Source organism: Paenibacillus amylolyticus (assembly GCF_036894225.1).
GTDB lineage: Bacteria > Bacillota > Bacilli > Paenibacillales > Paenibacillaceae > Paenibacillus > Paenibacillus amylolyticus.
In genome coordinates this window covers 2,687,439-2,700,544 of record NZ_CP145892.1, presented here as the reverse complement: position 1 = coordinate 2,700,544, position 13,106 = coordinate 2,687,439, and the positions used below count along the sequence as shown (strand labels likewise).

General features: G+C 42.1%; 18 protein-coding genes and 1 pseudogene. 3 read left to right on the top strand and 16 right to left on the bottom strand.

Annotated features, from left to right (window positions below):
* The first annotated feature begins 4 nt into the window (after nucleotides 1-4).
* Nucleotides 5-1,594, top strand: a complete 1,590-nt coding sequence (locus tag V6668_RS12310) for a response regulator (protein WP_338708930.1) — start codon at nucleotides 5-7, stop codon at nucleotides 1,592-1,594.
* A complete protein-coding gene (locus V6668_RS12305; protein ID WP_338708554.1) occupies nucleotides 1,587-2,537 on the top strand; it encodes a sugar ABC transporter substrate-binding protein in 951 nt (316 codons plus the stop codon). The genes V6668_RS12310 and V6668_RS12305 overlap by 8 nt, the downstream gene beginning before the upstream one ends.
* A gap of 150 nt (nucleotides 2,538-2,687) precedes the next feature.
* Here V6668_RS12305 and V6668_RS12300 read toward each other — a convergent pair.
* The 9 genes and pseudogenes from V6668_RS12300 to V6668_RS12260 all read right to left on the bottom strand — a co-directional run bounded on the left by V6668_RS12300 (nucleotide 2,688) and on the right by V6668_RS12260 (nucleotide 7,623).
* Nucleotides 2,688-3,217: pseudogene (locus V6668_RS12300) on the bottom strand (GNAT family N-acetyltransferase).
* A 38-nt stretch (nucleotides 3,218-3,255) separates the two neighbouring features.
* On the bottom strand, nucleotides 3,256-3,507 hold the full coding sequence (locus V6668_RS12295; RefSeq protein ID WP_338708553.1) for a hypothetical protein: 252 nt from the start codon (nucleotides 3,505-3,507) through the stop codon (nucleotides 3,256-3,258).
* 117 nt (nucleotides 3,508-3,624) lie between these two features.
* A complete protein-coding gene (locus V6668_RS12290) occupies nucleotides 3,625-3,795 on the bottom strand; it encodes a hypothetical protein (RefSeq protein ID WP_338708552.1) in 171 nt (56 codons plus the stop codon).
* Nucleotides 3,792-3,926 (bottom strand): hypothetical protein, encoded by a 135-nt coding sequence (locus tag V6668_RS12285; RefSeq protein WP_338708551.1) that lies wholly within the window; start codon nucleotides 3,924-3,926, stop codon nucleotides 3,792-3,794. The genes V6668_RS12290 and V6668_RS12285 overlap by 4 nt, the downstream gene beginning before the upstream one ends.
* A 179-nt stretch (nucleotides 3,927-4,105) precedes the next feature.
* Complete coding sequence (locus tag V6668_RS12280; protein WP_338708550.1) at nucleotides 4,106-4,933, bottom strand: phosphotransferase family protein; 828 nt, start codon at nucleotides 4,931-4,933, stop codon at nucleotides 4,106-4,108.
* Nucleotides 4,934-5,008: 75 nt separating this feature from the next.
* Nucleotides 5,009-5,941 carry a hypothetical protein gene (locus V6668_RS12275; protein ID WP_338708549.1) on the bottom strand — a complete coding sequence of 311 codons (933 nt, stop codon included), beginning with the start codon at nucleotides 5,939-5,941 and terminating at the stop codon, nucleotides 5,009-5,011.
* Between the two features lie 34 nt (nucleotides 5,942-5,975).
* Complete coding sequence (locus V6668_RS12270) at nucleotides 5,976-6,803, bottom strand: methyltransferase domain-containing protein (RefSeq protein ID WP_338708548.1); 828 nt, start codon at nucleotides 6,801-6,803, stop codon at nucleotides 5,976-5,978.
* A gap of 44 nt (nucleotides 6,804-6,847) precedes the next feature.
* Nucleotides 6,848-7,459: a class I SAM-dependent methyltransferase gene (locus tag V6668_RS12265; protein WP_338708547.1), complete on the bottom strand. Its 612-nt coding sequence runs from the start codon at nucleotides 7,457-7,459 to the stop codon at nucleotides 6,848-6,850.
* A complete protein-coding gene (locus tag V6668_RS12260; protein WP_338708546.1) occupies nucleotides 7,456-7,623 on the bottom strand; it encodes a hypothetical protein in 168 nt (55 codons plus the stop codon). Before V6668_RS12260 ends, V6668_RS12265 begins: the two co-directional genes overlap by 4 nt.
* Before the next feature lie 157 nt (nucleotides 7,624-7,780).
* Between V6668_RS12260 and V6668_RS12255 the strand changes: the two genes are divergently transcribed.
* Nucleotides 7,781-8,230: a DUF1569 domain-containing protein gene (locus V6668_RS12255; RefSeq protein ID WP_076249741.1), complete on the top strand. Its 450-nt coding sequence runs from the start codon at nucleotides 7,781-7,783 to the stop codon at nucleotides 8,228-8,230.
* Nucleotides 8,231-8,289: 59 nt separating this feature from the next.
* On the opposite strand, the gene V6668_RS12250 is transcribed toward V6668_RS12255, so the two are convergent.
* The 7 genes from V6668_RS12250 to V6668_RS12220 form a co-directional block, all read right to left on the bottom strand.
* Complete coding sequence (locus V6668_RS12250; RefSeq protein ID WP_338708545.1) at nucleotides 8,290-8,871, bottom strand: haloacid dehalogenase; 582 nt, start codon at nucleotides 8,869-8,871, stop codon at nucleotides 8,290-8,292.
* Between the two features lie 48 nt (nucleotides 8,872-8,919).
* A complete protein-coding gene (locus tag V6668_RS12245) occupies nucleotides 8,920-9,855 on the bottom strand; it encodes an acetamidase/formamidase family protein (protein WP_338708544.1) in 936 nt (311 codons plus the stop codon).
* Nucleotides 9,856-9,942: 87 nt separating this feature from the next.
* Nucleotides 9,943-10,422 (bottom strand): DinB family protein, encoded by a 480-nt coding sequence (locus V6668_RS12240; protein ID WP_338708543.1) that lies wholly within the window; start codon nucleotides 10,420-10,422, stop codon nucleotides 9,943-9,945.
* A gap of 36 nt (nucleotides 10,423-10,458) precedes the next feature.
* Nucleotides 10,459-11,256 carry an AAC(3) family N-acetyltransferase gene (locus V6668_RS12235; protein WP_338708542.1) on the bottom strand — a complete coding sequence of 266 codons (798 nt, stop codon included), beginning with the start codon at nucleotides 11,254-11,256 and terminating at the stop codon, nucleotides 10,459-10,461.
* Between the two features lie 84 nt (nucleotides 11,257-11,340).
* Nucleotides 11,341-11,880 carry a phosphotransferase-like protein gene (locus tag V6668_RS12230; protein ID WP_338708541.1) on the bottom strand — a complete coding sequence of 180 codons (540 nt, stop codon included), beginning with the start codon at nucleotides 11,878-11,880 and terminating at the stop codon, nucleotides 11,341-11,343.
* 54 nt (nucleotides 11,881-11,934) lie between these two features.
* Nucleotides 11,935-12,417 (bottom strand): DinB family protein, encoded by a 483-nt coding sequence (locus V6668_RS12225; RefSeq protein WP_338708540.1) that lies wholly within the window; start codon nucleotides 12,415-12,417, stop codon nucleotides 11,935-11,937.
* A gap of 30 nt (nucleotides 12,418-12,447) precedes the next feature.
* On the bottom strand, nucleotides 12,448-13,101 hold the full coding sequence (locus tag V6668_RS12220) for a DUF4367 domain-containing protein (RefSeq protein ID WP_338708539.1): 654 nt from the start codon (nucleotides 13,099-13,101) through the stop codon (nucleotides 12,448-12,450).
* Nucleotides 13,102-13,106: the final 5 nt, after the last annotated feature.

The window sequence follows — 13,106 nt, the reverse complement described above, 5'->3', positions numbered from 1 at the left end:
AAAGGTGATGATTGTGGATGACGAAATTGGAATTCGGGAGAATATACGGAGCTGCATCGATTGGGAAAAGGAAGGTTTTCACTATTGCGGGGATGCACCCGACGGCGAGCTTGCATTACCACTAATTCATGAATGGGCTCCGGATATTCTGATTACGGATATCAAAATGCCATTTATGAACGGATTGGAACTGACCTCCATCGTTCGCACTCAACAACCTGATATCAAAATCATTATCATGAGCGGTCATGATGAATTCAGTTATGCCCAGGAGGCTATCCGACTTGGTGTGACCGAGTACTGTCTAAAGCCCATTAGTGCAGCAGAGCTAATCCAAATGCTTCATAAGGTCAGCAAACAAATGGATGAAGAACATCAACGCATGACAAACCGAACGATCACCAAAGAAAAACTGCTGGCCGATCTGTGCGGAGGACTCATCGGTACAACCGATGCGATTGAATCAGCCAAACTACTCTCACTTCCACTCTCGGCCCGGTATTATACAATTGTCATTATCGACGTTCGATTAACAGATGACTCCCGGGACCCGGAATCCCTGATGAAGAAGCTGCTTCCCATACTGGAGGAAACTCGTGATCCCCACGTTGAACTTCTTCCTTATATTCGAAGCCGGACCGAGTTGGTGCTTCTGCTCAAGTATCACTCCGATGACAGCATATCCGTATATTTGGAGCAGCTTCGCGGGCGGGTTCGTATGGAACTTGAGCATACGTTCAAATGTAATATTATTCTGGGCATTGGCAGTCAACAGGAGCGGCTGCAAGGAATTCATGTCTCGTATCTGGAAGCGGAGGAGGATAAATATATTAATCGACTCACCCTTCAGAACAGAGCTTCTCTACATGAAATTAACCTGGATGAGCAAACGACTCTTTTTCTCGACAGGAATTCGTTTCTTGAATTTCTCAAAATCGGCAGCCCCAATCTGCGTGACCATTTTTTGCAAGAGTTTGCCGCTCCATTACAGTACTTCGACTGGAAGTCCTCCTCGTATGGCTTCTATTTGATGAATGATCTTACGCTGGAGTCGTTTCGGCTCGCCAATCAGTTGTTCCGCATGAGTGACCATTCGGATGAGAACATTACTTCCCTGCAACAGACGATTCGGAAGATTACGTGCTGGGAGGATTGTACCCAATATCTGTGTTCCCTGCTTAACCTGTTATGGCAAAGAAGAGCAGCGTGCTCTGGAAAATACAGTGATGTCATTGATCAGGTGAAAGCTTATGTATCCCGTGAATACAATAACGAACAGGTCTCGTTGAAGATGATTTCTTCACACGTCAGAATCAGTCCAAGTCATCTAAGCAAGATTTTCAGTCAGGAAACTGGTCAAACGATAACGGAGTATCTAACCCAGATTCGAATCGGCAAAGCCAAGGAGCTGCTGAAAACAACCAACAACAAAACCTTTGAGATTGCTTACAAAGTTGGTTACAATGACTCTCACTATTTTTCTAATATATTCAAGAAAACAACAGGTTTTACGCCAAGAGAATATCGAACTCAAGGGACCGAGGAATCGCAGGCCAGACCAGCAGATATGAGAAAAGAGCCGATGTATGAATAAAGCCAGATTTGCACTTTTACTTACACTAATACTGCTGTTCCCGATGATCATTTCATCCGGTTCGGCACACATTCGCCCACAACAGATGGCTACAGCACTTCCTGCGACTTCACCTGTAGAGAAATCTGCAGCGAGCAAAACTTTTGGTATTATTTATCCAATGACGTATCCAACCTATGAGATGATCACGAAGGATGCAACGGAGTATGCAGGGAAACACAATATTACGTTAATTGTAAACGCACCTGATGAAGCCAATACCGAACAACAGATCCGTATCATGGAGAATATGATCAAACAGCATGTGGACGGGATAGCTATATCTCCTGTGGATGCTGCTGCACTTACACCCGTTATTGATGCAGCCCAAGCTGCAGGTATTCCTGTCATTACATTTGAGTCAGATGTCCCATCCAGTCATCGAATCGCTTATGTGGGCGCCGATAACTATCGCACTGGCCAGCAGTTCGCGATGACGACTACAAGACTTCTGCATAATCAAGGCATGATTCTTGTCGAGAATGGTTTGGAGGAGATGCAAGGTTTGCAGCAGCGGCTTAATGGATTCATTGATTACATCCGCAGTGAAACAGACATCGAGATCTTGGAAGTTCGTTATCATCAAGGGAATGAAGATCAAGCCATGTCCGATATGGAGAACATGATTCAGGCTCACCCTCACTTCAATGCAATTATCGGGCTCGATTTTGTTTCTGTCTCTGCCTCTACCCTGATCTGGAAAGCAAAAGGCCTTAACCGGCATTTAATCGCGTTCGGTGATAGCCCAACCAGTGAAAACGGGTTACTTAACGGTCAATTGTCTGCCGTTATTTCGCAGAATGAAGGAGTCTGGGGTGCCAAAATGATGGAGACCCTGTTACTCGCTAGCGACAGTGTGCCTGTGAAGGAATTTATTGATACGGGGATCATTGAAATAAACTAGGAAGCAAGTAATTAAGGGGATGTCCTCGTGTCATTCTGATGACTGGAGGACATCCCCATCTAAATTTCCGTACACGTAGTTATTACATCCGTTCATCGAGGTGTTTCTCAAGAAAGATGACTCTCAAGTATGATGATTGCTTTTGAGAATTCATTTTTTCCATTCGTTTTCTAATATGCTCATTTCGATTAGATTCCAGAATGTATCTTCATATCTTCTCGCATCACGAATAAGTCCCTCTTGTACAAAGCCCGCTTTTTCATAACATCGGATGGCTGAGACATTAAAATCAAATACGCCCAGACTGATCCGGTGCAACTTCTCCTCTTCAAATCCAATTCGAAGTGCCTCATTGATCATTTGCTTCCCATAACCTTTACCCTGATACGGCTTGGCTTGCCAAGTAGCACCTTACCAATACGCCCTGAACGATTATATCGATCGATACCGCCAAGAGCAATATGACCCACAATCTCCTGAGTTGATTCATCCATCACTTTATAAATGAACTTATTTGAAGTGTTCTTATCATTGGCACCATGCAAATAATCCAATAGCTGCTCTCTGGAAAGTGGATATTGGAACTGAGGGCCTGCCCACTGGAGCAAAAATGCTTCATCCCCACTCCATTCCATCAGTTGATCAAAATCTTCCGGTTCAAAGTATTGGAATGTAATCATGTGTATCTGCCCCTTCTTTTTTTATGTCATATCATAACCTATTTCAGTTCTCTTGTATCGTCATAATTATGAGTTTCATCAAACGCTCTGTTTCTTATATTCATTTCACGAATGTAGTTTCTGACAACATTCATTGTACTAATTAAACAGATAACTCCACCCAAAATACATATCGCGCCTATCCAATAATTCAGTGCAAAATTCACTTGATAATCACTCGGAGTATAACTGCCAGCTGCTGCTGACTGGAATGCTGCATAGCCTAGCTTGGGAATCACCTCTTCAATCATTTTCGAGATCGTAATAATCACAATTCCTAACATGATAAAGAGTAATGAGAAAATAATGTGTACACGCTTCAAAGACAAATTACCTCCTTTACAATCCAAATCGCTTGTGATTTGGCACTACTTGCATCTTAGAAGCCGAACGACTTCGCCATCAATCAGCCCTTCACTTACGCTGTGAAAACCAAGTGATTCATACAGATTTCCGGCGATACCATTTTCCGGCCTGTGTCCAATCATGATGCGTTTGCAATTCTGCGATTCTTTCATTAGATCAATTAACTTCCTCAATGCTTCTCTTCCATAACCTCTGCAATCCAATATACAACCGGCGCGGGAAAACTTTTTTTCTGTTCTTCCGTTACATTAAGTTGAGTACATGCATACCAATTATCCACCGACACACTTTTTAATTGAATCATAAATTGAAACTCCTCCTAGTGAAAATTACACAGAGGAATCCCACTGAAGACTTCCTTGGGTCCTCTGCGCTAGACAAAACACCTCTGGCAACTTCATTTCTTCTACTCGGATTTGTAATGTTTCTCATATCACATCACTCCTTTCACGTATATTTCAGCGTTTCAACGAAATTTCACGATTAAGACTTGTTAAAGCTCGCTTGCAGTGTCCATTCTAATCTGCGGAGCCATTCCCTATGTACATCTGGATGAGCATTCTTGATTCGGTTCATGATCTGTATTACTTTGGATGTGGAATATGCCCGAATTAGATCATTTGTTACATCAATATTTGTACGTTCTGTATATGCATTTAAGAAGACTTCTGACAGATCCTTTGCCATGTGAGGGTAATGAAGATGCACAAACCAGACCACCCATGCGATATCAAACAACGGATTGCCCCATCCTGCCCACTCCCAGTCCAAAATGAACATTGAATCGTTGGATAACATGACATTATGTGGTCCGTAATCTCCGTGAATCAGAGTTTGCTCCCCATGATCGGAAATGTCCAACACTTCTTTTACCATGCTTTTGATTCCGGAGGGTACAAACTCAAGTTCCTCCACATCATTAGCGGACTTCGTTATGACTGGCAGCTCTGCTTCGCAGTCACCTCGTTTGATTGTGTGCACGTCTCTGGCGAGATATATACCAAGTTGCTCATAAATTTTCCTGCCTTGGTCACGTCCATCTTGATCCAGTAGCCTCTGTGCGTTTATTCCTGGAACATAATCCATCATAACAAACAGCCAGTTTTCTTTTTCAAAGCAATCATGCACTCGCGGAGTCACGCCAGAATGATTCAACAACCTTAGCGCGCTTATTTCTGTCCTTGCATCTGTATTTTCTACATGATAGATTTTAGCAATCATCTGCGGATCAGTTCCCTCAAGTAAAAGGGTCGTATTGGTATAACCACCTGTTAGTTTAACAATGTTCACATTCGGAAATCTGTTTAACAAGATGTCATGGTTCACTTCATGCATTCCTTCTTTCTTAGTCCTTGAAGTTCAGTCCTCTTTTAGACAACCTCAAACCTAATCTTCGATCTCTGAAAGCATAGGGCTATGTTTAATCAGTTCAGCGATTTCAAAAGATTTATTGGCACCTAACACTTCCCTAACAGCTTCAACCCCCTCTGACTTCCAGACCGAACAGACATATTTAGAAAAAGCATACCCATTCAAAGCATATCCATTGTCCTGTAGCCGTCTGAATAACCCCACACTTTCCTCTATCTTTTCAATATCTGTCAAAATACATGCCAGATTGTTCATCGCGATGTGAACATCTCTCTGTGAGTTACTGGATGAATTCAATTGTCTCCAGCTACCTACAACTTCCTGATTTTTTATTTGATCTAATGCTGACCAGTCGATCTTGTTTATCAAATTCAGCGTTTCATCCAGAAGCAGATTTACTTCTCTAACCTCCCCAACATGATGCAGATAGACCAGACGCTGTTTGTTGTATGTAATTCGGGCAAAAAAAATATTGGACCATGTCTCATCTTCTTGTATGAGCTGGTTCATATTTTCAAGCACACTCTCCATTTCACTGTATCTCTCCAAAACCCAAAGCGAACCACCCAAAGCCCGATGGCTCTCGAATCGAACACCTCGATTGGTATCCAACTTCGGAGCATTATCGCAAGCATATTGGTACCAGTCCATCCAATAATCAAAGTAGTTTCCCAGAGATAATGACAACGCTTGTGTTGAATCCGAAACAATCCAGTGTAACTGCTCCGGGGCGAGATTTTCTTTCCCCCATTTGAAGAATTCCCGGTGATTGGCATAAAGCGGTTCCGGCTCCCTTAACAAGGCATAACCATCTGAAACATTCCAGTAGACCCAGCCTTGTTCATGGACAGACAATTTCCTGGAATGTTCGAAGTTTTTCAGTAACTCAATCATACCCTGATGATCCCCTCGAACTACTAATTCCTGAAAAGAATGAACGATATTCATACCCATCCTCCATCCTTAATTAGTTTCGATTCAGCTATGTCAATGGCTTCGTGCCGCAAGCTGTAATGAAATTCATCATGGCATAGGCTTCCGGCGAATGATTTATCGCTTCAGAAGCTTGTTGCAGCTGAGCAAATTCCTCCGAACTGATCACACCTTTTTCAGCAAAATGTACAAAACGATTAAGATTAAACTGGTGCTTAAAGCCTTCTATGCCTAACAGATCACTATGTTGAAGGACAGAATCAATATCAACATCGATGTATCCGCTCTCAGAAAGGAGACGCGGCAGACTTCTACCAATTAAGCGATTACCACCGTGTTGTGCCACATAGTTCGAAATTTTCATTAATACCGTATGCAAAGCAGGAACATCAGGATTCACTGCTCCAAAAACGCCATCATCCACATCAATAATGGCAAGACGGCCGCCAGGCTTCAGTACTCGATATATCTCTTGTGCAGCTTCGTTTGAATTGTTCAAGTGAAGAAAGATCAGTCTTGCCACGACAAAATCAAAAGAATCATCAGGCAGATCCATCTGGTAGATGGAAGACTCTACAAATTGTAATCGCTTGGAAGGAATATCTTTCAGCCGTTCTTTGGCTTGTCCTTGCAGCGAATGATCAATCTCAAGCGAGGTAAGCTCGCTGTCCGGCAGGCTGTTCAATAATTGCTCTGTAATGTAACCTGGTCCGCTTCCGACCTCCAATAGACGCATTCCATTTTTCAAACCATACCATTCTAGATTTCGGAATTCTTTGGACCACCCCATTATCGCCTGCATCTTTAACCTCTCTAATTCCTCTTGTAAGCTTAACACTGCCGTTTGGATACTGTATGTTGAACGCGGATCACTCATATATTCTCTCCTGTTCTTAAGTAGAATAATAAAAACATATATTCTTAGACCTTTTTCTTCCCTAGAAAAAGCGCAACCTTATGTTGTTTCTCTATCGTTCCACCTGCAGCATCAATGGAATGTTTGATTCGCTCTAGAAGTGAACGCCGAACATCAATAGAAAGCTGCTGATGTTTGGAGTTGGTATTTAATAAAGCGACATATTCTTCGCTGGAGCAAGTCTGTATCCAGTTATACTCCTTAACCTCAATATCCGTGAACAAGCCGGATTTTTCTGTTATTTCTTTACGCTCCTGGATAACTTCATCTGGCGAAGGATAGTGCGAATCATCGAGATGAGGGGATAATGCTGTGTAGTGGGAACGAATTTCATTGTGCAGCTGGTCATAGACCGGTACATGAATCGTCCAGAAAAGTCCAATGCCGCCTGTATTCTCTAGCAATTCCCAAGCCCGGTGGTAACCGACCTCCGGATCAATGAAGTGAAAGGCCGTTCCTGACACAATCAATTGAAATCGCTTTCCTTCGTTATTCCAGTCCTCAAAGGAAGTGTTGATTACTTGAATCGATGGATATGATTTGAATTTGTCTGCGGTGAACTGTGCCAAGTTGTTGCCTAATTCAATACACGTGATGTTTGTATAATCCTTGCTCACCAATCCGCCTGTGCCTGCCCCGTTCCGCAGCCAATCTCAAGAATGGAACCCTCTTTACTAAGATTCAGGTATGTAAAAATCTCATCAAACATTTCACTCGGATAAAGGGGTCTATATCGTTCATATTCATGTGTTACGAGATTAAACGTTTCCTTATTTTCCAAGTTCGCATCCTCCGATTTCAATTGTGATTTTCCTATAATACATTGACTAAACTTACCATATCTTATTATTCTTGATAGTAAGAGGATAAACCTTTCAATAAGAGAATGATGATAGTTTAAGTTCAAATTTTATATCCTGGAGGAATGAGGTGTTCTTGTGAAAAGTATATTTGATACGATGAATGCTGCTGAAATTACAGAGCGCATGGATCAACTTAGTGAAAAATCCATCCCTGAATGGGGCACGATGCAGGTCTCTCAAATGCTGGCTCACTGTTCAGCATTTCATGATATCCCCTTAGGAAATGCTTTTCCACCTAGAGGATTACTTGGAAGACTTATAGGACGGTTCGCAAAACCAATGTTTTATAATGACAAGCCCTTGCCCCATAATATGTCTACGATCCCGACAATCATTATTGATGACCAACGACAGTTTATGGCAGAAAAAGAAAAGCTTGAGCAGCAGATTAATATCTTTCAACAAGGTGCTTCAGAAAATTTCTCCCGCCACCCCCATCCCTTCTTCGGAAAATTAACAGCCGAGCAATGGGGTAAGGGCATATACAAGCATTTAGATCATCATCTAAAGCAATTTGGAGTTTAGCGGTTATGCACGGTGTGCCAGTTATGCATGCTGTTCTATTACTGTTTCTGGATTACATTCTAAATTAGCAATGACTCAACTTCATTAACCCAATCTCCTTCTTCGTCAGCCAGTAAAGTCTTCCAACCAAGTAGCTTAGCAGAATGTAAATTTTTCTCTTGATCATCTATAAATAGAACCTCTTCTCCAGCTGCCAGGAGGGTTTTGACCCGTTGGTATATCTCAATCTCACGTTTGCATAAACCCACTTGATTAGAGATGGTTACACTTTTGGTAAATGAGCTTAAACAGCTCAGATTCGGCTCAATCCATCCCTTACAATGATTGCTGAGTAGATGGATATCTGCGAACTCACTCCATCGCTCAAGGTATTGAGCGGCTGGTAAGGGAACAATTGAATTGTATAAGATGTCCTTCGCTCGGCTTATTGATAATTCGGGATACATCTCCTTCAACGATTGCCAGAACTCTTCTTCCCTCATCATTCCTGTCCAGAGCTTTCGTTTGATTCCTGCAAAATGTACTTTCAAAGATTCTGCCGATAGGTTGGTTTCCTCACTCATATCTTTCCAGCACGTCAACGACATATTACTTAACAAAACCCCTGCGATATCTAAAACGATCTGTGGTCTGCCTTTCATTTTATCGACCCCCGAGTTCAACTAATACGACGTATAACAGGCCTTAAGTCACTTAAAAGCGTCATGCGGAAGGACAGCATGCACACCCTTAACGCCATTCACAATTTGGGTGATACGCAGGTCAATTACCGCGCTTCCAAGTGCAATCGCTTCCACTCGATCTAGTCCGTACAACTCACCCATCAGATTGAGCATCCCGTCTAATGCTTGAACCGTAGCCTCATTAAGATCTTCATGAAAACCGAAGGTAAGCCAGCCGGATGGCGTATGTGCACGAGGATTGGTCAAAATCATATCATCAATCACATTAAGCGTGACATCCACCACTTTCATCGGACATTCAATGGCCTGACAGCTGACTTCACCGTCTCCCTGCCGTGCATGACCATCACCAATCGCGAGATAACCCCCGTCTACGGGGATAGGTAAATATAATTTACTTCCCTGCACCAGTTCCTTGCAGTCGATGTTCCCTCCACAATAGCGAGGCGGCCAAGTCGTATGAATTCCACCTGACTCTGGCGGCATGCCCACTACACCCATAAACGGCGAGAGAGATACAGTGAAGGACTTTCCTTTTATTTCACAGCTTCCACTCATCGTTCGGCGATCAAGTGTCCAGTTCAGCGACAGTTCTTCAACCTCTGTTAGATGTAACTTCTGGTTCTGCCAGTTCGGATATCCGCCGGCGGAAGTAAACCCGTAACTTCCGGGTACGATCTCATTAAAAACAATCTCCAACGTCTGTCCTTGCTTCGCCTCATCGATATAGATCGGACCGATTAAGGCATGACCTCCATCTTTTTCACCTTGACGATCAAAAGGTTTCATGCGTTCCACATAACTCACACCTGTTCCCCAGCCCGCATCTAGCGTCTGAAAACGAATGGAATCACCAGATTTTACGCTCAAAATGGGGGTTACCTCATTAGTAAATGAACCGATCAGATTTTCCTGAGTTAATTCAATTGTATGAGTACTCACTACAATCCCTCCCTGGTTTGGGATACATATTATATTCAAAGCAAGCAACATGCTGTATTCCGTGTCACCCCCTGCCTGCTAAATCCTTTACGCTTCAAGGTTGGCAAGATATTTCTTCAACGGTTCCATATGATGCTGGTCATGCCATATAAAATCTTTAAGGTATTGGGGAATATAAAATACGTTCCCCTCTGCGTCCAAATACGTCTGATGAAGCTGTTCCTCCGATAACCCTCGAATGTCATTCATAATTTTATGGCGGTACGTGATAGCCTTATTTACGATTTCGGACGTCTCTGTGCGGTTACCAAATTCAATAGCTTTGCGATTAAACTCTTCAAAATTCATATGTTTCAACGTAACTGGCTGCTTCAGAGCAATCTTCTCAATCGCTTCCTTGTAAAAATATCGGTCCCATAACATGATATGACTAACGATGGATTTTATCGTCCATTTCCCTTCTTCCATGCTGGAATTCCAGGTCTTCTCTTCAAGATGATTCACCGTCTTGACAAACAACGCCCATTCTTCAAAAGTTTGAAGCAAATGTTCAATCTCTTTAGTCATGATTACATTTCCCCCTTCTATCTTTTTTGAAATGATTCACTGCTCGATATGTTCTCTTCGGTTACGATTCATCCATCCCAAAGCATAATCAACCATCTCTCTTTGGGGTATCAGATAACTCACAGCTCCCCCTACCATTCCTTCGGTAACAGCGTTAGTCTGGATCTTAAACTCATTAAAAATCAATTCAAAATCATCTGATTCATTGTTAATATCATCGTATGTAGTCCATTGCTCAAGTCCATCCACCAGCATTTTTACTCCCCAAACTTTTGGCTTAACAAATGAATTCTGCTGTTTATATTCGGCCAGGTGCAAGGAGGTGTTACTATTTGTAGGCGCACCAAGTAACAGAATGTATCCACTCAAATCATAGATTTTTCCTAACGGAGATTTCTCATTTAATGCATAATGCAAGTTGTGATCTTCCATTATCCGTTTTGCCTCTTTCCCCCAGGCAGCAAAAGACATGTGCGGATGTGAGCTTCGAAACACACCATCTTGCCTCCGAAACACCTCAGGAATGATGCCCATATGCGAGGTTGGGGTTAGATCAGGATAATAAATAGGCATATTGTCTTTGATGAACTCAATTTCCTCTGAAGACAGGTTCGCGTCATGCTCTGAAGGTTCACAAAGATGTTCTGTTTGAGTGGGCATGACAATGGTTCCATTGGTTCCAACGGCTTCTTCCAGAGCTAAAATAACACTTACCGGGCCACCTATAACCTTACCTATTGCTTTGAAGGAGGAATGAACGATTATCGTCATGCCCTTCTTAACACCTAAGCCTCTTAAATCATTAACTACACTTTTTCTTGTTTGCAACTCCATTGAATTCCTCATTTAATCCTCCAGACCAAAGCAGACAAAGTTGTTACTAGATATCGATTCCACTACAGCTTCGAAATATAATCTTTACATATTTTTCAATGGTTCATGATTGGTCTTGAACAGCGCTGCAATGATCCTCTCCGCACATTCTTCCGGTGTGTTCATACTTGTATCAATCGAATAGCTATAGTTGATGTGTTTAGCCATAATTTGATGTTGCTCATCCGATTGCTCTTCTCTGCGATCACCACGCTCAATGTTACGCTGACGACAGATATCGAGAGGACAGTGCAGTTCAACGATATCCAGTGGATACCCTTCAAAAATCTGTTTGACTTGTTCATAATGCGGCGCGAGCTCCGGTCTTTCCACAAGAATGCCATCAATCAGAACATGCTTGCCATGGTCTGAAAATACTTTTGCCGTATGATACATCATTACTATCGCTTCACTCAGATACTTCCAGTAATCCGTCTGAAGATGTTTATCACCGATCGTATTTTCAAATAAATCATTAGCCACAACATAGAAAAACGGATCATCGTATGATTGCATCGCCTCTACAATTGAAGTTTTACCAGAGCTGGTTACACCGTTCAAAAATATAATTTTGCCTTTTTCCATGATAGTCATCTTCCTTTGCTTAAGTATAATTTCATAAATGTAATACAGCGTGTACTACGTGTGTTTCATTGATTTTTTGAGCAACATGATCTGGCCAATATGATAGGCGTTATGAATACATAGATTTGATACAACTCCCCACCATGGCGCGTTGAAATAGGTAGGGATTTCACGGGTTAATTTATGTTCTTCACTATCTTCGAGTGCCCTGTTCCAATCACTAAACACGGTTTTCAGTCTATGTAATGTCTTGCGCCACTCCACATCATTCAGGTTAGACGTATCTATGTCAAATGTATCCTCATTATTCACTGAATTCTGCCCGTTGACCTGTTCGGCAATATATCTCTCAAGCCACTTCTCATTCCAGAAAATAAGATGATTGACGATCGCCCAGATGGAGCGCTCCCCCTCATTCTTTACATAAGCGGCCTCCGCCGCATTGAGGTCTGTCAAAATATCATGAAGCGGTATAAACCAGCTCTTGTCATGATAACAGGCATTTAATTGATCTATGAGAATAGTTTTGTAACTCATCGTTGCACCTCACTCTGATTAATATAAAATTTATCCGTTCATTGACTTCGCAATCTTCATCACAAGATCTTCTGACATGTTTCCGCCAATGATCTCGTATTGTAGCGCCTTCCCATGCACATCCTCTTCGATCCATATCAATTGGGAAGTTTCGTTATTGAAAATATAAAATGCTTCGACGCCACGTATGGCTACCTGTTTAACCTTAGTACCATCATGATCAGGCAATGCGATCCGGCTTTTTGTTGTCCCGAAAATATTAAGTTTATAACCACCGTATTCTTGATACGTGAGGCTGATGCCCACAACCTTCTTATTAGGCTTCAAGTCTCGAATCACTACATTTCTGCCTGACCTGTTACTTTCTTCAATCATTTCATCAATTTCTTGCGGAGTTAAATTATCAAATCCATAAAATACATGAATGGCATCTATATCAGAATCAATCGGAAATTTCGGCTGCCATGGAGAATAATGTTTCTGCAATTGTTCCAAACCGTCTCCCCATGAAATGGGTGCATAATTGGTCTGTTGCGTGAATTGGTTCTCTATAACATCTGCGGTGTATATCGCTTTCCCGTCACCAGGCTTTAAGTCAATGACGATTCGGTCAATCGCATTATCGCGTAAGGATTCAATTTGAATTTTTCCAAGCACATCTCCGCTTTTGTTTTTGATATCCATTGATC